Source organism: uncultured Desulfovibrio sp. (assembly GCF_902477725.1).
Taxonomy (GTDB): Bacteria; Desulfobacterota; Desulfovibrionia; order Desulfovibrionales; family Desulfovibrionaceae; genus Desulfovibrio.
This window is the reverse complement of the sequence record NZ_CABSIF010000016.1, coordinates 21,689-44,959: the sequence shown is the minus strand read 5'-3', so window position 1 is coordinate 44,959 and position 23,271 is coordinate 21,689. Positions and strand designations below refer to the sequence as shown.

Annotated in this window: 16 protein-coding genes; 3 read left to right on the top strand and 13 right to left on the bottom strand. The window is 57.9% G+C overall.

Annotated features, from left to right (window positions below; all coding sequences use genetic code 11):
* Window positions 1–198 precede the first annotated feature (198 nt).
* Both RDK48_RS13190 and RDK48_RS13185 read right to left on the bottom strand, forming a co-directional pair.
* Window positions 199–1,599 (bottom strand): sensor domain-containing diguanylate cyclase, encoded by a 1,401-nt coding sequence (locus RDK48_RS13190; RefSeq protein ID WP_298998601.1) that lies wholly within the window; start codon window positions 1,597–1,599, stop codon window positions 199–201.
* A 572-nt stretch (window positions 1,600–2,171) separates the two neighbouring features.
* Window positions 2,172–2,435 carry a hypothetical protein gene (locus RDK48_RS13185; protein ID WP_298998604.1) on the bottom strand — a complete coding sequence of 88 codons (264 nt, stop codon included), beginning with the start codon at window positions 2,433–2,435 and terminating at the stop codon, window positions 2,172–2,174.
* A 226-nt stretch (window positions 2,436–2,661) separates the two neighbouring features.
* Between RDK48_RS13185 and RDK48_RS13180 the strand changes: the two genes are divergently transcribed.
* On the top strand, window positions 2,662–5,739 hold the full coding sequence (locus tag RDK48_RS13180; RefSeq protein ID WP_298998606.1) for a hypothetical protein: 3,078 nt from the start codon (window positions 2,662–2,664) through the stop codon (window positions 5,737–5,739).
* A 172-nt stretch (window positions 5,740–5,911) separates the two neighbouring features.
* On the opposite strand, the gene RDK48_RS13175 is transcribed toward RDK48_RS13180, so the two are convergent.
* Window positions 5,912–6,124, bottom strand: a complete 213-nt coding sequence (locus RDK48_RS13175; protein WP_298998608.1) for a hypothetical protein — start codon at window positions 6,122–6,124, stop codon at window positions 5,912–5,914.
* Here RDK48_RS13175 and groES point away from each other — a divergent pair.
* Window positions 6,123–6,410: a co-chaperone GroES gene (gene groES / locus RDK48_RS13170; RefSeq protein WP_022659228.1), complete on the top strand. Its 288-nt coding sequence runs from the start codon at window positions 6,123–6,125 to the stop codon at window positions 6,408–6,410. The genes RDK48_RS13175 and groES overlap by 2 nt on opposite strands.
* A gap of 42 nt (window positions 6,411–6,452) precedes the next feature.
* Window positions 6,453–8,105, top strand: coding sequence for a chaperonin GroEL (gene groL / locus RDK48_RS13165; protein ID WP_298998610.1), 1,653 nt, complete (start codon window positions 6,453–6,455; stop codon window positions 8,103–8,105).
* A 325-nt stretch (window positions 8,106–8,430) separates the two neighbouring features.
* Here the strand turns inward: groL and RDK48_RS13160 are convergent, their stop codons facing one another.
* From RDK48_RS13160 to fliF, 10 genes are all read right to left on the bottom strand, one after another.
* The gene (locus RDK48_RS13160) at window positions 8,431–9,402 is read right to left on the bottom strand and encodes a D-glycerate dehydrogenase (protein ID WP_298998612.1); all 972 of its coding nucleotides are present in this window, start codon (window positions 9,400–9,402) and stop codon (window positions 8,431–8,433) included.
* Window positions 9,403–9,613: 211 nt separating this feature from the next.
* Complete coding sequence (locus RDK48_RS13155; RefSeq protein ID WP_298998614.1) at window positions 9,614–12,226, bottom strand: PEP/pyruvate-binding domain-containing protein; 2,613 nt, start codon at window positions 12,224–12,226, stop codon at window positions 9,614–9,616.
* Between the two features lies 1 nt (window position 12,227).
* Entirely contained in the window at window positions 12,228–12,605 is a 378-nt protein-coding gene (locus RDK48_RS13150) for a response regulator (protein WP_298998616.1), read from the bottom strand.
* A gap of 50 nt (window positions 12,606–12,655) precedes the next feature.
* The gene (locus tag RDK48_RS13145; protein ID WP_298998618.1) at window positions 12,656–14,359 is read right to left on the bottom strand and encodes a sensor histidine kinase; all 1,704 of its coding nucleotides are present in this window, start codon (window positions 14,357–14,359) and stop codon (window positions 12,656–12,658) included.
* Window positions 14,359–16,986: a PEP/pyruvate-binding domain-containing protein gene (locus tag RDK48_RS13140; protein WP_298998620.1), complete on the bottom strand. Its 2,628-nt coding sequence runs from the start codon at window positions 16,984–16,986 to the stop codon at window positions 14,359–14,361. The genes RDK48_RS13145 and RDK48_RS13140 overlap by 1 nt, the downstream gene beginning before the upstream one ends.
* 165 nt (window positions 16,987–17,151) lie before the next feature.
* Complete coding sequence (locus RDK48_RS13135; protein ID WP_298998622.1) at window positions 17,152–18,669, bottom strand: FliI/YscN family ATPase; 1,518 nt, start codon at window positions 18,667–18,669, stop codon at window positions 17,152–17,154.
* Window positions 18,670–18,675: 6 nt separating this feature from the next.
* The gene (locus tag RDK48_RS13130; RefSeq protein ID WP_298998624.1) at window positions 18,676–20,304 is read right to left on the bottom strand and encodes a FliH/SctL family protein; all 1,629 of its coding nucleotides are present in this window, start codon (window positions 20,302–20,304) and stop codon (window positions 18,676–18,678) included.
* A 37-nt stretch (window positions 20,305–20,341) separates the two neighbouring features.
* Window positions 20,342–21,337, bottom strand: coding sequence for a flagellar motor switch protein FliG (gene fliG / locus RDK48_RS13125; protein WP_022659219.1), 996 nt, complete (start codon window positions 21,335–21,337; stop codon window positions 20,342–20,344).
* 46 nt (window positions 21,338–21,383) lie between these two features.
* Window positions 21,384–21,590 carry a flagellar M-ring protein FliF gene (locus RDK48_RS13120; protein WP_298998627.1) on the bottom strand — a complete coding sequence of 69 codons (207 nt, stop codon included), beginning with the start codon at window positions 21,588–21,590 and terminating at the stop codon, window positions 21,384–21,386.
* Complete coding sequence (gene fliF / locus RDK48_RS13115) at window positions 21,568–23,208, bottom strand: flagellar basal-body MS-ring/collar protein FliF (RefSeq protein ID WP_298998629.1); 1,641 nt, start codon at window positions 23,206–23,208, stop codon at window positions 21,568–21,570. Before fliF ends, RDK48_RS13120 begins: the two co-directional genes overlap by 23 nt.
* Window positions 23,209–23,271: the final 63 nt, after the last annotated feature.

The window sequence follows — 23,271 nt, the reverse complement described above, 5'->3', positions numbered from 1 at the left end:
CCTTTGCGGCGGTAAACAGTGCGGCCCGATTGAGGGCAACAGGTTCCATTGTACGAAAAAGAAATTCAAAGTCAACACAAAAAAGAAAAATATTATGACGTTGCGTCTCGTATGATTGCAACTACATGGATTATCAGCGCAAAACTGAAACTATGAGCACGAAAAAATGCGTAATGGAGAGCGCATAAACGCGTGGTGTCAGGAATGAGGACGTACCAAACAATCAGCAGCACCATCAGCGCCGCAACTGCCTGCCAATACGCTGCGGTTGCGCCCCTGAGCCTTGGCGCTGTACAACGCTTCGTCCGCTCTTTTGAACGCTTCATCAAAGGACATATCGCAGCAATCACGCACCAGTAAGCCGCCCAAAGAGATGGTTACAACCTTGTCTGCCCCATCGGGATGCTGGAGGCGCATATCCTCCACAGTCTTTCGGAGCTTTTCCATGAGGCAAACAATCTGCCGCTCCTCTGACGCGCTGGCCAGCACGGCAAATTCCTCCCCACCGATGCGAAAAACCCTGTCGCCCCGGCGGGACAGGCGGGTACTCACACTTCTGGCGATTTCGCGCAGAACATGGTCGCCGGCCTGATGCCCAAAGGCATCATTCAGCCGCTTGAAATGATCGATGTCAAACAGCACCAGCGAAAAAGGCACGCCAAGCCGTAATGTCTGGGCAAACCAGGCTTCGGCCATTTCATCGAACATCCTGCGGTTGAGCAGCCCGGTCAGGGAATCATGCTGCGCCTGAACCCGCAAGGTATCATTAAGTTTTTGCAATGTTTTGCGCAAATATCTGTCGCGCAGCAGATTCACTGTGGTACCGATTATGACCGCAAAACCAAGCACAAAAAAAATAAACGTGGTGGCAAGATGCATGCGGAAGCTTTCCGCAAGGTCGGCCAGCAGAGGGCCAAGGCCCTCAAAGCCGTAAACGCTCAGCCCTTCCTTGTCGATGCTGACTGTATCACGCAAATAGGGCTGACCACCGGGACGGAGTTCCCAGGCTTCATAGCCGTCTACTATTTTGCGCAGATACACGGATTCAAGATGTTCACGCTGATAACGGAGCAGATATTGCGCTGCATCAAAAGAAGCGGCTGCCCCATCGGGCACGACCCGCAGCATGTTTTGCGGCGAATCAGAAAGCACAACTACGCCCGCCTTGTCCGTAACAAAGCCAGTGGGCAGGTAAAGCTGCTGGGCAAGCGTGTCAGTATCAATTTTAAGGACCACAACGCCAAGATAGCCGTCAGGCCCGCTGACAGGTGCAGCAAAGTGGAAACCGGGAATGGTCGAAACCCGCCCTACAACAAACTGCACCGTGCTTTCCCCGGCCATGGCGCGGATAAAATAATCACGGTCGGCAAGGTTAACGCCAAGGAGATTTTTGGGCATTCCGGCATCGTTGGAGGCAACACATACGCCGTTTTTATCAAGCAGGAACGCACGGTGCAGCCGGAGCGTGTCCCCCACACTCTGAAGGTAGCGGGTGCATTCCGCAAAATCCCCGTCTCCCTTCAGAGCGGCAATAATGCGCGAGTCTGTGGCCAGAAGTACGGTAAGTTTTTTTATCGTATCAAATTTAAGGTCAGCCATTTCAGCAACACGCTGAACACGCTGCGACAGAGAATATTCTGCTTCATCAATTGCAACTGTCAAACTTTCTGAACGCCAGTGCAACGCTACAAGCAGTGAAAATAATGCAGCAACAGGAAGTGATAAAGACCAAAGCAGAAATATTGCCCGAGTTGGACGTTCTTCAATTTGCGTTCTGAGCAGTCCGAACAGTGACTTCATATACAAAAAACCATATTCACAAGCCATATTCCCTTGCGTTTGTCGTAAAGAAAATTACCCCCAGTACCTTCATCAATTTATGCGCTCTTGGCAACTAAAAAATGCAACCATTGTACATAAAAATTTTCATGACCACAATAAAACAATTACATTTACTATGTACTGTTTTACGTAACATTCTGAAATACTGAAATCTGCCATATCGATACAGCCTGCACCATCAGTTTTCAGTAACGTCTTGCAATATGTAATCAACAAAACATTGCTGACTGCTGTCAGCAACTATCAGTGCAAAGCACGTGAAATTTTTTGTCATTCCCCACGCTCTGCATTATAATTACCGCAGCAGCCAGCAGTAAAAGAAAAGAGAGCTATTCTTCCGTCATATTCTCGGCAAAATGTTGCTCTGCCCACTGCGCCACACGCCGCTGCATGTCGCCCAGTTGCGCATCGTCAAGTTCAAGCCCGGCGGCAGCGGCATAGTTGACCACATAGGCGTAGGGATCAGCCTCAAACCGGTATTGATCCTTGTTATTCCGAATATTGTCAGTCATGGCCTTTTCAAGCCAGTCCATCATTTCCTGGGCTGTAGCGAACACATGCCCTCCGGCCAGATCATTGGCTTGCTGATACATACATCCTCCGGGGTAACTGGTTAGAGCGGCCATCTGTGCAGAAGACTGCTTTTTGCCATTTAACGGCAGTATGGCCTTTTTATCAATGCGCCTGATCGCATGCCCGATGGCAGAAACATGCCGCTGGACTTTCGCGCACTTGCACTGCATCATAAGCATATATGGTCAGCTTGCAGGGCATGCAGCCGCTGCAAACATCTTTAAGCACTTTTTCCCGACATTATTCATGCTCAGCTCTACAAGTACCACTACCGACGGTTCCTCAACAGATGGCCGCGCCCACGCGCACCGGAAGTTTTCTTCATTGCTGTTCGACAGGCAGGACCACAAGCTCATCCAGATGGTGAACGCCTTTGTGGACGCCCGCGCACAGGATCACGCCCTGCGCCAGCCAGAACCGGGCCTGCACCCCCACGGCATCATTGAAATGACCTCTTCGCACGGCCTGCGCCTTGCCAGCGCCGTCATCGTGCTGCTGGAAAGCCTGGAGGCTGGCGGCCCCAGCGAGAGATTGCAGGCCCTGCGCCGCTTGCACGACGAGGTCCTGTACTCCACGCATTCTTCGCTGCAAAACAATACAGCGCGCGTGCTGGTGCAGATCATGAAAGACCTCGTGCGCTCGCACAACGATGCCAGCCACCAATTACCCCTCGCACACGAATTTCATCAGGCCGTGCGCGGCACGCCGCGCATTGTGCGGGCATTGCTGCGTAAATACCACCTGCTTGAAATGCCGGAGGAATGGAACCAGCACGCCTTTGACCACCACGTGCACGACGCCAACACCAAGGGGCGCAAAAATCCAACCCATCTGGTCATGGATGCGTGGATCAAGGGCATCCGCTTTTTGACGGTAATCTACTATAATACCGTTGACCCCGAAGCTGCTCAGGAACTGCTGCGCGCCGCGCGCATCATGGACATTACGGTGCGCATCGGCATTGAGTTCAAGGCCACGTTCCGCGACAAACTGGTGGAATTTACATGGTCGCCGCTCAATACCGAAACATCGAGGGCTTTTGACAACCTGCTGCACCGCAAGGACATCACAGACGCGCTGCGCAAGTACGCGCCCGTCAACGACTGGATGCGCGCCTACGTGCTCAAGCTCTTGCGAGCCTGGAACGAGAGGCACGCCGCCTCGCTGGCTGCTCGATGGGATATGCCCGCACCGGAACCCATCAAGGAAGAGGTTTTTCTTGCCTATGTGGGGCAAAAGCAGCCGTCCTCGCTGCATCTTGCCGAATTTATTTATCATCAGCTTGAGCCCATGCGACAGTTGCGCGGCGAACGCCTGCGCGAGGCCCTAACTGCGGAAACAAACCCCGCACGGGCGGCCAAACTGCGCGAAAGTCTGACGGAACTGACCGACATGGTGCCCGACATGCTGCGCGATGACTGGCTCGGCCCGGAGGCCAACCCGGAGATCGTGTTCCCTTACAAGCCGCACAAGGATTTGCCCGCTATTTTGCAGCAGTCGCCGGAATTCCTGCTGGAAAACATCTACCCCCTGCACCCCTGCCAGATCGTGCTCAATCTGGCAGGCCTGACGGAACAGGACGTGCTGGAGTTGCTGTGGCTGGGCCGTGGGCGCATTACCCACCTCGAGCTTTTTAACCTGCGCGAATGGACAGCCGGTCAGCTTGCTCATGTGGAAGAGATCAACACCCTGCAAAGGGCCGTCAACGAGGGCAGCACCCCGAGGCTCAAGCAGGTCATCCGCAGCATTATCAGCAAGGAACCCAAAGATTCTCCGCGCATGCCCCTGTTTCAGGAGATTCTGGGTCATATTCCGCAGTTGCAGGAGTTTTATGCGCTTTCGCCGCTGGGTTCGCGCATCGGCACGGATTCCACCAGCCGCTCGCACCACACCCACGGCATGGGGCTTGTGTTTGTGGAAACGCTGCCCCCCAAGGCCCGTGCAGCCCTGCGCAATGAAGATAACGCCCTGCGGCTCACCCTGCCCGTGCATACTGATATTTACCGCTTCACGCACTACCATGAGCCAGCACAGCCGCAACCATGGTGGCAGCGCCTGCTCAGACGCATTCCCGGCCTTGGCAATCTGGGCTGCCACAGGGTACGGGGCTGGGGCCTTGAAAAAAACACCACCAGTGTGGGCCATGACGGCAATCTTGTGACCCTGGGCGGTGTTGACGCCAAAGGCGTGAACCGCGAAATGCAGCAGACGCCCGGCCCTGAAAAAGGGGAAATCCCCTTCTGGTCGCCCGAATACATGAACAGCGACATTGTCAACGTTCTCAAAATCCTGGCGGGTTTTTTGCCCGCGCAGTGGGCCTTCAGCTATGTGGACGGCTGGTGGGTGCTCACATGGTTTGGCGCGCTCATATGGTTTGCCATTACTGCAGTGCGCAACGTGGGGCAGGCGGTTGTGGGCGGCGGGGCCTTTACCCGCTCTGTGCTGGTGCCGTGGAAGCGCTATGTGAGCTGGAGCCGCATGGCCGACTCGCTGTTTTACACAGGCGTATCCGTGCCATTGCTTGAAGTGGTGGTGCGCCTGTGGCTCTTGCAGGACTTCATGGGTCTGACGGTGCAGGACAACGCGCTTGCGGTCTATACGGTCATAGCCATGATCAACAGCGCCTATATTTCAGGGCACAACATTTACCGTGGCCTGCCCAAGGAAGCCATAGTCGGCAACCTCTTTCGCAGCGCGCTTTCCATTCCGCTGTCCATGCTCATGGGCCAGGGCTTGCTGCTCTGCTTTACCGCAATGCACTTGCCTGATCCCATAAGCCTGATGCAGAACTGCGCGGCCATTGTTTCCAAATGTTCGTCCGACATGGTGGCATCCATCATCGAAGGTTTTGCCGACCGCAACATGTATCTGCGTATGCGGCAATGTGATTACGACAGCAAGTTTACGCAGATATACAAAAGTCTGGCGCGGCAGGAACTGCTGTTCCCCAGCAAAGACCTTGAAACAATGCTGCAAGATCCTGCGGAATACTGGCGCATGCTGTACGGCAAAGACCGCGCAGCAGCACGGCAAACAGTAACGCACCTTCTGGACATGATGTACATGTGGTATTATCAGCCCCGCGCCCGGGAGGTATTCTGGCGCAAGCTGTGCGCCCTGCCGCAGGAGGAACGGCGCATTGTTATTGGCATGCACGCCCTGCTCTCGCTTGAACGGGAAATCAGCACCCTCATTCTTGAGGGCCTGCTGAAAAAAGATTTTGCCCGCGCACTGGCCTTTTATCTGCAAAACAACAGGACGTATGTGAAGGAACTTCGCCGCGAGGCGCAGTCAAAACTGGGCGCATGCCCCTGCTTGTGCTGACCCTGCATGGGCCATGGCAAGAATAAGGAACCGGCATCCGGACAAGTCGAGCTTGACTGCGCGCCTTGCCTCCGGTAGTGCTCCTTGCCCAAAGTATTGAGCGCGGTTACACCGCAGAGGAAAAGGCATTCGGAGCGGGGTCAAACTCAACATGCTTGATTTGTTTGATTTTTTATTTTTTTGCAAAAAAAAGTAAAAAAATCAGTCCAAACCCCTTTTCAAGCTCCGAGCGCGTCTTATTTCTATGCCGGTGCGGAACTGAAGCGAAGTGGAACTGGCTTCGGTTCATAACGCGCAATATTTCCAGCGCGGCCACAGCGATGCGGCCGCTGCTGCGTCCTAAATGGACAATAATAATATCATTTCCGGGAGGATTTGACGTCATGAAGCTGAAGCCCCTTAACGACCGTGTGCTGGTCAAACGCCTTGAATCCGAAGAAAAGACCGCCGGTGGCCTGTTTATCCCTGATACGGCCAAAGAAAAGCCTTCCAAGGGTCAGGTTGTTGCTGCCGGTCCCGGCAAAGCTGGGGAAAATGGCGAACGCGTCGCTCTGGCTGTGAAAGCGGGCGACATGGTGCTGTTCAACAAGTATGCCGGCACCGAAGTCAAGCTGGACGGCGTTGATCACCTTGTGATGCGCGAAGAAGACATTCTCGCCATTATTGACTAACTCCCACCGCTGCCGAATTATATTTCAGGAGGAAAATTTCCAATGTCCGCTAAAGAAATTCTTTTTGACGTTAAAGCCCGTGAAAAACTTGCCCGTGGCGTCGACAAGCTCGCCAATGCCGTTAAAGTGACCCTTGGCCCCAAGGGCCGCAATGTTGCCATTGAAAAGTCCTTCGGCGCTCCCGTCATCACCAAGGACGGCGTGACCGTGGCCAAGGAAATCGAACTGACCGACAAGTTCGAAAACATGGGCGCCCAGCTCGTCAAGGAAGTGGCCTCCAAGACCTCTGACGCCGCTGGCGACGGTACCACCACCGCCACCATTCTGGCCCAGGCCATCTACCGCGAAGGCACCAAGCTTGTGGCCGCTGGCCGCAACCCCATGGCCATCAAGCGCGGCGTGGACAAAGCTGTTGAAGCCCTGATCGCCGAACTTGCCAACCTGGCCAAGCCCACCCGCGACCAGAAGGAAATTGCCCAGATCGGCACCATTTCCGCCAACTCTGATGCCACCATCGGCAACATCATCGCCGAAGCCATGTCCAAAGTGGGCAAGGAAGGCGTGATCACCGTTGAGGAAGCCAAGGGTCTGGAAACCACCATGGACGTGGTGGAAGGCATGCGCTTTGACCGCGGCTACCTCTCCCCCTATTTCGTGACCAACACCGAAAAGATGGTCTGCGAAATGGACAATCCTTACATCCTCTACACCGAGAAGAAAATCTCCAGCATGAAAGACATGCTGCCCGTGCTCGAGCAGGTTGCCAAGGTGAACCGTCCGCTCATGATCATCGCTGAAGACGTGGAAGGCGAAGCCCTTGCCACCCTGGTGGTCAACAAGCTGCGCGGCGCCCTGCAGGTTGTGGCCGTGAAGGCCCCCGGCTTCGGTGACCGCCGCAAGGCCATGCTTCAGGACATCGCCGTGCTGACCGGCGGCCAGGTGGCTTCTGACGACACCGGCTCCAAGCTTGAAAGCATGACCCTTGCCGAACTTGGCACCGCCAAGCGCATTGTCATCGACAAGGAAAACACCACCATCGTTGACGGCGCTGGCAAGGGCGACGACATCAAAGCCCGCGTGAAGCAGATCCGCGCCCAGATCGAAGACAGCACCTCTGACTACGACCGCGAAAAGCTCCAGGAACGCCTGGCCAAGCTCGTGGGCGGCGTGGCCGTTGTGCATGTGGGCGCTGCCACCGAAGTGGAAATGAAAGAAAAGAAAGACCGCGTTGAAGACGCTCTGAACGCCACCCGCGCTGCCGTTGAAGAAGGCATCGTGCCTGGCGGCGGCACTGCGCTGATCCGCGTTTCCAAGGTGCTGAACGACATCAAGCCCGCCGACGACGACGAACTTGCTGGAGTAAACATCATTCGCCGCTCCATTGAAGAACCCCTGCGCCAGATCGCCCACAATGCCGGCTTTGAAGGCTCCATCGTGGTCGAAAAGGTTCGCCTGGGCAAGGACGGCTTCGGCTTCAACGCCGCCACCGGCGAATACGAAGACCTCATCAAGGCTGGCGTTATCGACCCCAAAAAGGTTACCCGTACAGCCCTGCAGAACGCCGCTTCCGTGGCCGCCCTGCTGCTGACCACCGAATGCGCCATTGCTGAAAAGCCCGAACCCAAGGGTGCGGCTCCTGCCATGCCCGACATGGGTGGCATGGGCGGCATGGGTGGCATGGGCGGCATGTACTAAGCCAGCCCAACAGCTCATACGTTTGAAGAATGAAAAAGGCTCCCGCGAAAGCGGGAGCCTTTTTGTTGTGCTGACGAAGTCGGCGCAACCAGAAAGCAGGAGCAGGCTGCGGCTTGACCGCGCCGGTAAGCGACTGGTTTCTGCGCTTACAAAGTCCGCAACGCGGCTTTGCTCTGGGTAAGGCCTCCCGCGAAAGCGGGAGCCTTTTTGTTGCGCTGACGAAGTCGGCGCAACCAGAAAGCAGGAGCAGGCTGCGGCTTGACCGCGCCGGTAAGCGACTGATTTCTGCCGCTCCCCCCGCAAAAAAACTCAAAACAAATCTGTTCTATACCTGCCGTGCTTCGGGGTTGAGGCAGTTGGCTGGCAGCTTGCCGTCCAGGGCTGCAAAAATCTTTTCTGCGCTGCTGCGTCCCATATTTCTGAATCCGTCCATAGTCGCCGCACCCTTGTGCGGCGTCATCAGCACGTTGGGCAGCTCACAGAGAGCAGGAAGCACCAGCGGTTCGTTTTCAAACACGTCCAGCCCTGCCCCGGCTATCACGCCGTTTTTTAGGGCACTGGCAAGCGCGGCCTCGTCCACCACCTTGCCACGTGCGGTATTGATGAGGATGGCATGAGGCTGCATGAGTTCAAGCTCCCTGCTGCCTATATATTTTTCCGTTTCCGGCGTCAGCGGCATGTGCAGGCTGACAAAGTCGGACTGTCGCAGCAGATCATCCTTGCTGACATAGTGTGCGCCCGTACTCGCCTCAAAGTTCTCGTTGCGGTGCCGCGCGGTGTAGAGCAGCGACATGCCAAAGCCTGCAGCCCGTGCGGCCACGGCTTGGGCAATGCGCCCGCTGCCCACGAGGCCCAGCGTTTTGCCCGATACCCGCAAGCCCAGATTGACAGTCATGGGCCATGGCTTTTCGCCACTACGCACAAAAGCATCGCAGTCGCGCAGTTTGCGGGCCACGCCGAGCATGAGCGCAAAGGCCATATCGGCAGTGTCATCAGTGACAAAGCCGGGATTGTGCGTCACCCATATACCGTTGCGGGTGGCAGCGGCAATATCCACATGATCAAAGCCGACGCCAAAGCACGAAATGATCTTGCAGGTCAGGGCCATGGCATCAATAACATCTGCGGGCAAGGCCACCACCGGAGAAAGAACGCCATCGCAGCCGCGCACCGCTTCAACCAGCTTTTCGTGCGGCAAGCCGCCACTGGGACCCATCTCCACATCACAACGGGTCTGCAGCAATTCAAGGGCCTCGGGCACCACCGTGCGCGGAACAAAAATTCTTGGTCTGCTCATGAACTCTACTCCAGAATACAAAAAACTTCAGACAAACAGAGGCGCAACCCGCCGGATAATCCAGCGCAGTCGCCTGTTTTGTAGTAAACAGCTAGGAATACGTTGGCAAGGAAGATGAAGGGATGCCCACGGCCGCACTCAGTACAAAGACAGAGCCAGCGCAGCAGGGCAGACTGAAGGACAGCACCGTGAACGTGTGCTGAAAAAACCTCTAACAGCCCGGCGGCAAAGGTCTGTCGAGCAACGAGGCCATGTCGCCGCCCAGTTTTTCCCTTAAGGCTGCGGCGCGCTCCTGCTCCAGCATGATCATGTCCACTTGTCGGGTATGGATGAGCAGATAGCCGAGCATACGGGTTTTTTGCAGAATATCGGCAGCGGGGAAGTTTTCCGCCACCGCAAAGAGCGAATCATCCTTCACATCAGCGCGGAAGCCGTGCGCCTCCAGCAGGTCGGCCACCATGCGGGCGCGCAGGCGGCGGCGCTGCCGGTCGGCAGCACCTCCCTTGAACTGGAAGCTCACAAAATTTTCATGGTTATTTGCGCCAGCCAGACTTTCCACCGTGCAGAAGTGGTAGCCGTAGCGGGCCTGCAAAATCATGTAATTATCAGAAATGATAAAAAAGTTTTTGTTGGACATGGCATTGGGCGCTGTGCTTTCCAGATCCGGATTCATGGTGCTTTCAAGCATCACGGTCATGAAGCCAGAGGCGCTTGCCGCAGGCGGCCCGGCCCATGGCACGGCAACCATGCCGTCCCACAGCGCCAGCATGGGCGTACTGGCGATATCGGCGATATCCACCACCGCGCCGCCCACATACCGCCTGAAACCGTCGCCCATGTCCACAATCCAGTACTGAAGCTTGACCCCGGCCTTGAGCTGCTTGCCCATGCGCTGGTTGACGTCTGAGCCATCCTCAAACATGAGCTGTACGGATTTTTCGTGGCAAAAGCGGGTGATGTCGTGCAGGGTCTGACAATGTTCCGGCGCAAACTCCGGTGATTCCGGGTCCAGCAGATGCAGGGGAACCATCAGGGTCGCCAAGGCCTCAAGCCGCTGATGCACCGGGCTGCCTTCCATAAGATTTGGCGGCTCCGACACCTGGGCGGCAAGCTCGGGATTCAGCCCCGCAAACACGGCGCAGCGCACGGCATCCAGGGTGGCGTCCCCGGCATTGTCCAACAGGCTACAGGCATTAGGCAGGCTGAACACGGCGGGCAGGCGGTACTCGCGCGCTACAGAGGCCAGATGCCCCGCCATGCCGCCCGTTTCGCTGACCATGCCAGACGCGCGGGAAAGCAGAGGTGCCCAGCGCGGCAAGGCCCGCTCAACCACCAGAATGCCACCCTTGGGGAAGGAAAGCATGTCCGCTTCCTTACGGGCAACAAACACAGGCCCCATACCCACGCCGGGGCTTACGGCAACGCCGCCGCAAGCCAGCATGGAAAGGCCTTCGGGCAGGTTTTCCGCCAAAATTTTACACTCGCCCGGCCCGACAGCTGCGCCGTCAGCAACATCGGCCCGGTTTTCCGTGGCGGCATCTGCCGCGTGCAGGGGGCGGCTTTGCAGCACCACAATACGCCCGTTGCGGGAATCAAGCGCCCACTCCACATCCTGCGGCTCGGCGTAGTATTCTTCCAGCGCCAGCGCAACCTGGGCAAGGTCTGCGGCCTGTGCATCGGTGAGGCTGGCTGGCACGCCAGCAAGCCCTGCAAGAGTCTTGCTTATGGGCTGCGGCGGATTGGTGCGGGTAAAAATAAAAACATCAGGTGTAACCGCGCCGTCCACCACGGCCTGGGGCAGGCCCGGCACGGCATTGAGCAGCACCTGCTCCTGCCCGCGCGCGGCAGCCACAGGATCACGGCTGTAGGCCACGCCGCCAGCGGCGGCTGGCACCATGGCAAGCACGCCCACGCACATGGGCGCAGCATCATCAGGGATGCCGTGCTGATACCGATAGCTCATGGCTGTTACGGCATACTTGCTGGCGATAATTTCTTTCCAGACCTCGCAGGCTTCTTCCGGCGGCACGTTAAGTTCGGAGCGGTACTGCCCGGCAAAGGAGACACCAAGCGAATCTTCGCCCACGGCGCTGCTGCGCAGTGCAAGGGCAAGACCCGGCCCAGCCCGGCGCTGCATGGCGGCCACGGCCTCGGTAATTTCCTGCTCCAGCTCCGGCGGCAACGGCGCGCTGAGTACGGCCTGCTGCAATGCCGCAGAAAGACTGAAAACTTCATCCAGGCTGTGCATATCCGTAGCCTGAATGCGGCGGTTCAGTTCGCTGTGCAGGCCGGTGTATTCCATAAAACGATAGTAGGCGCTGACCGTCACGGCAAAACCATCAGGCACGTCCAACCCTGCATGGGCCGCCACTTCACCCAGATTGGCCATCTTGCCGCCCACAAGGGTGATGTGGTGCAGGCGGATATCGCCAAGCGGCATGATATTGGGGCCATCCTGATGCGGCTGATCTTCGAGCAGATTCTGCATCTGCTCACGAATGCGGTCAAAGGCCTGCTGCAAAGGCTCGTAGCCTTCATCTGAAAGCGCGTTGAGGTCGCGCACCATCTGAAAAACCGCCGTTACGGCGCGAGTGCTTACGGCATGCACGTAATCCATGCCAAAAGGCCGCGCGCCGGAGAGGTGCTCCTCCACATCACTCATGGCCTCAAGGGCTGTCTTGTTGGACGACAACAAGCGGCGGAAGCGCGCGCAACGCTCCCTCAGGTGGGCCTTGAAAGCCTCCTCACGCGCAAGCTGTTCCGCGTCCGGCTCATCCGAGCCATCGCGCACCAGCCACTTTCGCAGGCAGTCGAACACCGTCATGTCACATAGCGGACCGGGCCGCTTCCTCCATCTTAATGATCAGCTCGCTGATGGCCACGGGCTTGAGCATGTAGTCATACGCGCCAAGATCAAGCCCCTGCACGGCCACGCCCATGCAGGCATGCCCCGTAAGCAGAATAACGGGCAGGTTGGGGGCTTTTTCCTTCATGTGACGCAGGGTTTCCAGACCATCCATGCCGGGCATGCGCACATCCATGACCACAATATGGAACGTCTCGCCCGATTGCAGGGCCTGATCCAGCAGATCAAGGGCCGACTGACCATCGGGCGCGGTTACAACTTCCATACCTCGCCGGGTAAGGCGTTTTTCCATCAGTTCCAGAAATTCCACTTCGTCGTCCACAAACAATGCGCGCATGGAGGCCTCCTTCATATGGCAGCATGCCCCGTTGGGGCCGCCTAGTGGTATTATGCTTCTGCGCTTTCTTCAGGCGCGAGCTGCGGCGGTTCCGCAGGCAGAAAAATATTGAATGTGGTGCCGTGCCCAAGTTCGCTCTGCACGTCTATGCGCCCACCGAGCTTTTCAAGAATTGTGTAGCAGATGGCAAGGCCAAGCCCCGTGCCCTCGCCCACCTTCTTGGTGGTAAAGAAGGGGTCGAAAATCTGCCGCAGGGTTTCCGGATCCATGCCCGGCCCGGTATCGGTAAAGGAAACGCGCACTCCGGTACGCCAGGGCTGCGTGCTGACGGTCAGGGTGCCATTCTTGCCCATGGCATCAATGGCATTGTCTATCACATTGATGAATATCTGTTCAAGCTGGGCCGGGTCGGACAAAATTACGGGAACATGCGCATCGTACTGCCGCACGATGGCGATATTGCGGTTGGCGGCTTCGGTTTTAAGCATTTCCACGGCCTGATCGGCCAGGGAACTGATAAGAATTTCCGTACGGCCCGGATTCATGCGCCGCCCAAAGCCCAGCATGCGCTGGGTTATGCCCTTGGCGCGCTTGACGTGCTGCTCGATTTTTTCTGTACTATCAAAAATTTCTTTGTAATTCTTCATGGTTGACGGGTCTTCATCGTCCAGCAGGTCACGTATCCAGCCCGCGTTTTCCTGAATGAGCATCAGGGGATTGTTGACCTCGTGCGCCACGCCAGCCGCCATCTTGCCCAGAGCGGCCATCTTGCTTGACTGCAGCATGCGCGCGTCAATGTGGGCCTGCTTCTGATCCGAGGCTTCAAGCGAAGCCACAAGCCGCCGGGTGCACAGCTCCGCGCCCATGCAGGTCAGCGCGCCGCCAAGCAGGGTAAAGAAGAGTATCAGCGCCTTGAGCTGCCGCAGAGGCTTGAGGCTGTCGCGCACATCATCCATGACCACCAGCACCCACGGCATGGAATCCAGCCGCATCATGGCCACCACCATTTCTTCCCCGCTGGGAATGACCGTGCGCATGGTCACCACATTGTTGCGGGTCAGATCCTCCTGCGGCGGGGTAAAGTTCCCCATGATAGGGCCATAGAATCGTGAACTAGTTTGCAATACTCCGGTATTGCTAACGATAAATGCGTCACTGTGCGGGCCGGAGTATATGCGCCGCAGCAGTGCGTCAATGGCGTCCATGTCGATGGTGGCGCGCATGATATAGGTGCGCCCGCCCTCGTGCCGCAGCACGGCAATGATAAAGTGCGGCACATGGCGATAGCCCATGAATACATTGCTGACGTACACGCCCTTGCGCAACACCTCCGAGAACCAGGGGGCCTCGGAATAATTGGCGTCCCGCAGGTCAAACGGCCCCACATAGGATACATGGCGGCCATCCATACCGATAATGCCCAGATCAACAAACGAACGGCTGTTGCTCTGCATCACGCTGAAAATTTCGCTCAGGCGCGCGGAATTGCTGAGATCAGAATACGGATGGGTGAAGGCCAGGTTTTTGACCTGCGCGATGCGCTCTACCATGAAGGTATCAAGGGCGCGGTGCTTGCTGCTGATGACAGCCTCGATGCCTGCAGTGATTTTTTCGTCATAGATGGCGCTGAGCCTGTCCAGACAAAATATCCCCAAAGCGACCAGCGGCGTGAGCGCCATGAGCAGCAGAGTTATCAGCAAACGGCGATATATGGCCCTGTAGCCTCTGTGGGATGCAGGCACGGTGGACGACATTAACGGGCCTCCTGGGATGGAGAATCAACAACGCCAGCCAGGGATTCTCCCCTGAAAAGCGCCCGGCAGTGGGCCAGCATTTCCTTGCGGCGGGCCGCAACCTGCCCAGGGTCCTGCATGATCATATCAAGCTGGCGGGTGTGGATGGTCATATACCCTGCCACTGCCAGCAGGCGTTCGCCTTCTTCCTTGTCCATATCCTTGAGCGTGGCGCTCACGGCATCGTTGCGCACCACTGGTGAAAAACCGAATTCCCAAAGGATATCGGCCACAAAGCGCACCCGAAGAATACGGCGCTCAATGTCGGCAGCACCGCCGCGCAACTGGAAATTCAGATAGTTCTCGCTGGTGCGCTCCGAAAGACGCGCCTCAACCGAAACAAAATGGAAGCCAAAGCGGGAATGCAGGCTGCAATAATCGCTGGAGATAAGAAAATAATTTTTTTCAGTGAAATACGCCGTCTGCGCCGCAGGATCCAGATTGGGATTGGCTGTGGCCTCAAAAAGCACAGAAAGAAAACCCTTGCCATCCACAGGTGGCGGCCCCTGCCAGGGGTGGGCGTTCATGCCCTGCCACAAGGCCAGCATGGGCAGGGAGGCAATGTCTTCCACGTCAATGACAGGCCCGGTGGGGGTACGCACAAAGCCATCACTGAGGTTGACCACCCAGAACTGCTTGACCACTTTGTCGCGCAGTTGCTTGATGCGCTGCGGCGCGTACTTTTTTTCCGAGCCAAGGCTGAACATGGCGCTCACGGCCTTTTCGTGGCAATAGCGCACAATGTCGTGATAGGTGGCGCAGTTGGCCGCCTTGAAGTCCACGCTGTCCACCTCGAGCGTCAGGGGCAGAATGCGGCGGGAGGCGGTTTGCAAAATCTGGTATACGGGGCTGCCGGGCATGTAGTCCTTGCCTGGGGGTACTTTGGGCAACAGGGAATCCTGCCGGTTTTCGTACACGGTGCACAGGTCTGCGCAAAGGGTGATGCGCTGATCACTTTCTACCACTTCCGTGGCCCATTTGAGGCCAAAGACGGCGGGCTTGCCGAACTCCCGCGCCAGCGAAGCCAGCCGTGATCCCTGAAAACCGCGCTCCGCCACAATCCCGGCAGCGCGGTCAATGAGCGAACCCCAAATGTAATTGTCATCTGACACCACAAGGATGCCGCCGGTGGGGAACCTGCGCGCGTCTTCCCAACGGCGGGCCACCCAGGCAGGGCCGGATACGCGGCCCGGATTGACCGTAAATCCCCCTTCCAGCAGCAGGGCATCATCCAGCGCCCTGGCTGGTTCCGGCAAGGCGGTTTTTTCCTCCTGCGGCAAGGACATGGGGCGCGCCATAAGCATAAAAACCCGCCCCTCCGGGTTGCACACCCAGGTGAGCACCTCGGGCCTTCCGGCGGCTTCTTCCACTGCGAGGGCAAGCTCTGCGGCGCGTATGGCGGTGGCATCGTCCAGCACCGGACGCTTGGCTTTATAAGGACGGCGGTCTGTCACCGTGTGCGGCGCCGCGCGCGAAACACTTATGGCGTCCACCGGCAAGGTGGAATACTCCACCTCCTGCGGCAGCCCCGCGCACCCAAAGACGTGCACGTTCTCGCTGTGCGGGGTCAATGGCGCGGATGACTGGGCAATGCCGCCAAAACAGCCCTCATCCACCGCCATACAGGTGAGGCAGACGCCAGCCCCTCCTTCTGTCAGCCCGCGCGCACGGCGGTAAACCAGAGCCTGAGCGCGCTGCTTGCTGGACAGGGTTACGCGCACCGCACGCAAAATATCATCGTCATGCGCCTGCAACGAAACAGGCGGCCCCCAAAGTACAACGCCGCAGCCTTCGCCCTCGCCCGCGGCAGGCGGCCATACGCGCCCTCGCAGCAAAAGCTGCATGGGCTTGCTGCAAAGGCCGCGTAAACGCTGTACCTGCTCAAGGATAGCTGCGGCAAGGTCTTCCGGCAGGGGGGTTCCCTCCACCAGCGCGCCCAGCTTTTTGGAAAGCCGCGCCAGATGGTTGGGGGCCAGGCCGCCAGCAGCCTGAATGCAGCGGTTGATCTCGCTTTGCAGGTCGCCGCTCTGAAAATAGTGCTGACACCCCGCCGCCGTGACCACAAAGCCCTGTGGCACGGCACCGGGAAAAATGGGGCGCAGTTTTTCAAGCCGGGCGGTTGCCGGGTCCACCAGCACCCGCCCCTCGCTGTGCAGGGTTGCCAGACATCCGGCATCGTCCTGGCACAGGGGAACAACTAGCGGCCCGAGCAGGCAGGCTTCCGGCTCGTATACTTCTTCCGCCACCAGCTTTTGCAGTTCACCAAAGCGGGCGTAAAGGGCCGGGCAAGGCGCGGGATCAAGCCGCTCAAGCTGCTTGATGCACTGAAAAACCTGGGTGGCCATAGAGGTGCAGAGCGCCCGCACACGATACAGGCCAAAGGGATGATCGCAGCAAAGCGTGTATTCCAGATCGGTCATGGTTTCCTGAAAGGCGTTCCATGCCGTAAGAAACAGGCGGAAGGAGTGGTGCCGCAAGGCAAAAAAGCGTTGGGCCTCCTCCGCCGCACTGACGGAAGAAGAGGAAACGGCTTCGTCGCCCCGGCGGGCGCCTCGCGTTAAAAAGCCCAACAGACGGCTCAGGGACATGGCGGCTCCACAAGATAAGGCTGTAAACCTGCGACAACGCGAAAAACCGCGCCGCGCCAACAGTTACACATTGAACCTAGCACAGCACCAAGCCGCCTTCAAGCCGCATGTGACAGAATTCCCATTCTCAAAAAACAAATTTGGAAAAGAAAATTATGGATAAAACTACAGCGGCGCAACGCCGTTGGGCTGTTGCGGCACAGGCATGTCGCCCTGCGGATTGCCTTGGGGATCGCCCTGCTGGCCATCGTCCATATCGGCCAGAAGGCGTAACTGGGCCATGCACTGCTCCACAAACTGGGGTTCGCCCACATCCTGCCGCAAAAAGGCGTTGATGTCCGGCATTTTGGTAATAGCTGCGTCAATTTCCGCATTGGAGCCCTTGGCATAGGCACCGATGTTGATCATGTCTTCCACGCGGCGGAAGGTGCTCATGCAGCGGGTGACAACGCGGCCTGCGAGAACATCCTGCCGGTCGCAGATATCGGAACGCAGACGGCTGATGGAACGCAGCACGTCAATGGCGGGAAAATGCCCCTGGTCGGCCAGATCGCGCGTAAGCACAATATGCCCGTCAAGGATGGAACGCACGGAGTCGGCGATGGGTTCGTTAAAGTCGTCGCCGTCCACAAGTACGGTATAAATCCCCGTGATGGTTCCCTTGGCGGAACGCCCCGCCCGCTCCAACAGCTTGGGCAACTGGGCAAAAACCGAAGGCGTGTAGCCCTTGGTAGTGGGCGGCTCGCCCACGGCCAGCCCCACTTCGCGGGCAGCCATGGCAAAACGGGTTACGGAGTCCATCATCAGCAGCACGTCCATGCCCTTGTCGCGGAAATATTCCGAAACAGCCGTGGCTGCGTAGGCCGCGCGCATGCGTACAAGAGGAGACTGGTCTGACGTGGCGATAACCAGCACGGAGCGGGCCATGCCCTCGGGGCCGAGGTCGCGCTCCATAAATTCCACAACTTCGCGCCCGCGTTCGCCAATGAGGGCAATGACGTTGACATCCGCACGGGTATAGCGGGCCATCATGCCCATGAGCGTGGATTTGCCCACGCCCGAACCGGCCATGATGCCCACGCGCTGCCCCTTGCCAAGGGTCAGCAGGCTGTTGACCGAGCGCACGCCCACATCAAGAATATCGGTAATGCGCGGGCGTTGCAGGGGGCTTGGCGGATCGGCATAGATGGGCACCAGCTCGGGATTCCAGTGTTTACGGGCCTCCTCAAGCCAGTGGGGCACAAAGGGGCGCTGCTCTTCCTGCTGGCGGATAAAATCTTCTCTGGAGCTTTCCCCAGAGGGCAGGGGCGAAACGTAGAGATCCGCGCTTATGGGCGCACCGGCATCCAGTGGGGTACCAAAGGCGTCAAAGGCGCGGCCCAGCAAATCCGGCCCTACGGGGAACACCGGGGGCAGACTTGTGTTGCGGATACGGCTGCCGGGGCGGATGCCCCGCATGTCGCCATAAGGCATGAACAGAAGATTGCCCTCGCGAAAGCCCACAACTTCGGCGGCGATGCCGTTGTCGCCTTCATCGGGCAGCATGTGGCATACGGCCCCAAGGGGGGCGCGCAAACCGCTGCCCTCGGCCACTAGGCCCACGACCTTGTTGACCTTGCCGTAGAGGCGCACGGGAGTGCTTGTTTTGAGCAGCTTTATGCAGGAATCTGGGTCAAGCTTCATGGCTGGCTATCCCGGCTGGCCGTTGCCCGAGCCGGGCAGAAAGCCCCCGCTGACAAAGACGCTGGAAGAAGATTGCGAGACGTGTTCCTTTTCCTCTTCCGGCAGGGGAAAGAGCTCGTCCTCAAGCTCGGCAAGGCTGGGATTGGCATTGTGTTCCGCTGCCTGAGCATGGGCAGGTTGCGGAGCATGCGCCTGAGCAGGCTGCCCTTCAATACCATCATCAGGCTGCGCCATCGGGGCCGGGGATGATTCCGCAACCTGCCCGTCTGCCTGAACTCTGGGTTCTGGCATGGAATCCTGCACCATTTCGGGAGAGGCATTGGCAGAAGGAGCAGCGGCATCGGGCTGCGCGGCAACATCAACTGGCGCAGACTCCTGACCATGCTCAAAAGATTCAGCGGCAGCAACCGTATCAACAGCCCCTGACGCGGGCATAACTTCACCGGGCGCGAGGCCAGCGCCATCCTGTCCGGCAAAGGAGGCCTGCTCCGGCTGCGCATCTTGGGCCATATCTGGTGCAGATTCGTGCGCAAATTCCGGCCCGGATTCCGGCCCAGGTTCCAGCAAGGATTCAGCCTGAGTTTCTGCCGGATGTTCTGGCAACAGTTCCGGCTGACCCGCCGCACCCTCTGGCGCTGCCGCCAGTTCAGCCGCCTCCACAGGCGCGGGTTCCGCAACAGGGGCAGCCTCGGGCACGACTTGCGTCAGCCGCGCAGATTCACGCGCAGCTGTGGCGCTCACCTCTTCCCGCGCCCTTTCTTCCTCTGGGCGCGGCGGCAAGGTCAAATGCTCCAGAATGCCATTGACCATTTCACGGTAATGTTCGCGCAGATTCTCCACCGAACCGCTGACGCTCTCGGCCACAAGGCCGCCAGCCTCAACAGAAGGATCGCCGTTCACGATCCATTGACTCAGCTCGGGCACACGCTCGCGGGCGGCCCGAAACAGGTCGCTCACGGTATCCTCGTCATCGGGGTGCACGCGGATGCTCACGGTGGCGCGGTCTTCCAGCAATTGCAGGGAACCAAAGACCAGATTCTGCAAAATGCGCTGATGCTCGGCCTGCAAAATCCAGCCGGTTCCGGCCTCAACGGCCACGCGGGCCAGCTCGGCCAGTTCGTCGCGCCAGGCTTCGCCAAGGCTGTGCCGCTGCACCTCAAGAGCGCGCAGCATGTTGCCGAGCATCTGCCCCACATCAACGCGGAACTCCTTAAGCTCGGCCCCGGCCTGCTCCATGCCCGCCTGAAAGCCCTCGTTATGCGCATTGCTGCGGATAAACTCGGCTTCTTCGCGCAAATCGCGGGCCTTGCCGTGCTCGGCCTCGGCCTCGGCCAGTTCTGTCTGCGCCTGAGCCTTGAGCTCTTTCGCTTCGCGCGTGAACTGCTCCACGCGGGCCTGAGCCTCGGCCCCGGCCTCTTCCAGCACCTTTTGCCTTTCGGCGTAGGCTGCGCCAAGAATCTCACGCGCGCGTTCCTCGGCCCTGGCGCGCACCCGAGCAAGATAGTCCTCCTGCTGCAGGTGCTGGACGCGTTCACGGAGCAAGGGTTCCTGCATGGCATCAAGCTGCTGAGGTGTTGCCTCGCGCTCGCCCATGAAGATGGTGCCCCATTTTTTGCGCAACTGGTCTGACGCCATGCCGGGTTCCGATGGTTACAGATTCTGCGGCAGGCCGCTACACAAACACGTCGCCAGCGCCACGGCTGATGACAAGCTTGTTTTCGCCTTCAAGCCGCCGCACGATCTTGACAACGTTCTGCTGGGCCGACTCCACATCCGAAAGCTTGGCCGGGCCCATGAATTCCAGTTCTTCGCGAATCATGTTGCCCGCGCGTTCCGACATATTCTTGAAGAACTTTTCCTTGAGGTCGTCGCTGGCGCCGCGCAGGGCCAGGGTGAGATCTTCGTTGGAAATTTCCTTCAGCATTTCGCGTACGCCTCGGTCATCAATATTCTTGCAGTCCTCAAAGACAAACATGAGGTTGCGGATATCTTCGGCCATCTGCGCGGAATCTTCCTCGATTTCGGAGAGCACTTCCTCTTCGGTGGCGCGGTCCACAGCGTTGAGAATTTCTGCCACAGACTGTACGCCGCCCACTTTTTTGCCTTCCTTGCCGCCCATGGCGATAAGCTGGCTTGTGAGCACCTTGTCCACTTCCATGAGCATTTCTTCCGGCACGGCTTCAAGCCGCGCAAGGCGCATAAGCACCTCGGCGCGCACGCCTGCGGGAAGGTTTGTCAATAAATTGGCGGCCTGATCCGGATGCAAATGCCCAATAATGAGGGCCAAGGTTTGCGGATGCTCGTTGCGCAGAATCTGCGAAAGCAGCTTGGGGCTGACCGATTCCAGCTCGCGGAAGGGCGCGGGGCCGGTTTCAAGGCTCAGGGAGTCCATAACGTACTTGGCGGTTTCAGGATCAAGATTCTTGACCAGCAGGCGTTTCAGCGTTTCGCTGCCGCCCGTGATCATATCCACGCCTTCAACCAGCGATTCGTGAAATTCGCGCAGCACTTCTTCGACTATTTCGCGCGGCACAGGCTCCAATTCCACGATAGCTCTGGAGATGTCGGCTATTTCCTGCCGGTCCATGCGTTTGAACACGTCAGCCGTGAATTTGTCGCCCATGGCGAGCAGCAGCACTGCAGTACGCTGTTTGCCGGTCAACTCCATCTCCTTACTCCTTCACCGAGATCCGCACTAGGCTGCTCGGGGTTGCTTATTCCTTGTCTGCAAGCCAGCGCTTGATAAGCCGCACGGCCTGATCCATATGCTGCTCGGTAATGTGGAAGAGCCGCATTTTCAATTCTTCAACGCGCTGATTGCTTTCTTTTTGCGCAAGGCGCAAGGCCTTGAGCTGCGAGAGCGTCGAGTTGCTTTCCGTCAATTGACGGTTCTGTGCTTTAGGCGGTAGCTGTTTCATCATTTTTCATCCAGCCGCGCACCAGCATCACCACCTGCTCCATATGATTATCAGAAAGGGTGAAAATGTGCGACTTCAAGGCTTCAATATCTTTGAAAACAATTTCATCGTCTCCATCAGCTTCCGGCTCGTCCTCTGCCTTGGAGGCCTCTTCAAGAGCCTCATACAGAGCCAGCTGTTCTTCGGCTGCGGGCAGGCCTTCAAGCCCCTCAATCATTTCACCGGCTTCAACCTTGGGCCGGATGAGGGCCAAAACCACGGGCCGCACCACAAGCATGAGGAACAAAAAGGCCAGCAATGCGTTGAGCAGGGGCTTACCCAGCCGTTCGGCATAATCGGCCAGTATTTCGGCAAAATTGGGATCCTTGGGCGGCTCGGAATCCGTAAACGGAGCGGAGCTTACTTCCAGAGCATCGCCACGGGCCTTGTCCAGACCCACGGCATTGGTAACAAGCTGGCGCACCCGCTCAAGGTCATCGGCCTTGCGCGGCACAAATGTCCACGCTCCGCTGGTCTTTTCATACGTCCCATCGATAAGGACTGCAACCGTCATACGCTTTAAATCGCCCACATTGGATACGATTTGCTGCTCTTCCTTGTTAATTTCGTAGTTGGTGGTACGGGTTTCGCGGCTGCCGTTCTGCTGTGAAACAGATCCGGCTATGCCATCACCACGGAAGTTGGCATCCGGCGAGCCACCCTCAAGATTCGAGCGGCCCTGCTGGGTTTCCTCACTGCGCTGCTCGCTGCGTACTGCGGTTTTTTCGGGGTCAAACAGTTCGCGACGGATGGTGCGCTGGCTGAAATCCATATCCACATTGACCTTGGCGATAACACGGCCAGGGCCAAACATGGGCTGCAACATTTCTTCAATGCGGCGTTCAAGGTTGCGCTGCACCTGCTGGCGGTGTTCCATCTGGGTGGAGCTTGCACCAGCGAGGCTGTCTGATTCCGGCTGATACAGCACCTTACCGCCATTGTCGGAAATGGAAACATGCGTTTTGTCCAACCCTTCAACAGCCATGAGCATCATGTTGAGGATGGCGTTGATTTCTTTCTGGTCGGGCTTGAGGTTGGGCCGCTTGAGCTTGAGCACAACCGAGGCTGAGGGCGACTGGCGTTCTTCCACAAACAGGCTGCGGTGCGGAATGACCAGATGCACGCGTGCGCTTTCCACATTGGGGAACTCGCTGATGGTGCGCGAAAGTTCACCCTGCAAGGCACGGGTGTAGTTTATTTTCTGCACAAAATCAGTTTGCCCGACCTTGACCTTGTCAAAAATTTCAAAACCAATGCCCTGCCCCACCAGACCGCCTTCGCCCGCGATCTTGATGCGTTCATCGTACACAGCTTCCTTGGGAACAAGAATGGTCTTTCCGTTGTCCGTAAGCTGGTACATGACCTTGTCGGCCTGGAGCGACTTGATGACAACGCTGGCGTCTTCGGCGCTGAGGTTGGAATACAGCACCTTGAAGTCGGGACGTGACGCCCAGACAGAAAGGCCAATGGCCGCAGAGCTGATGAAGACAAATCCACCCAGAACCATCACGCGTTGCGCAACGCTCATTCTGGCCCAGACTGCCTTGATGGAATTGACAAGTTGCATAAGAAAAGCCGGCATATGGTTGCTCCTGCGAAGACGTGGCGTAATTCCGGCACTTTGGCCGGGCATATGCCCTGCCAA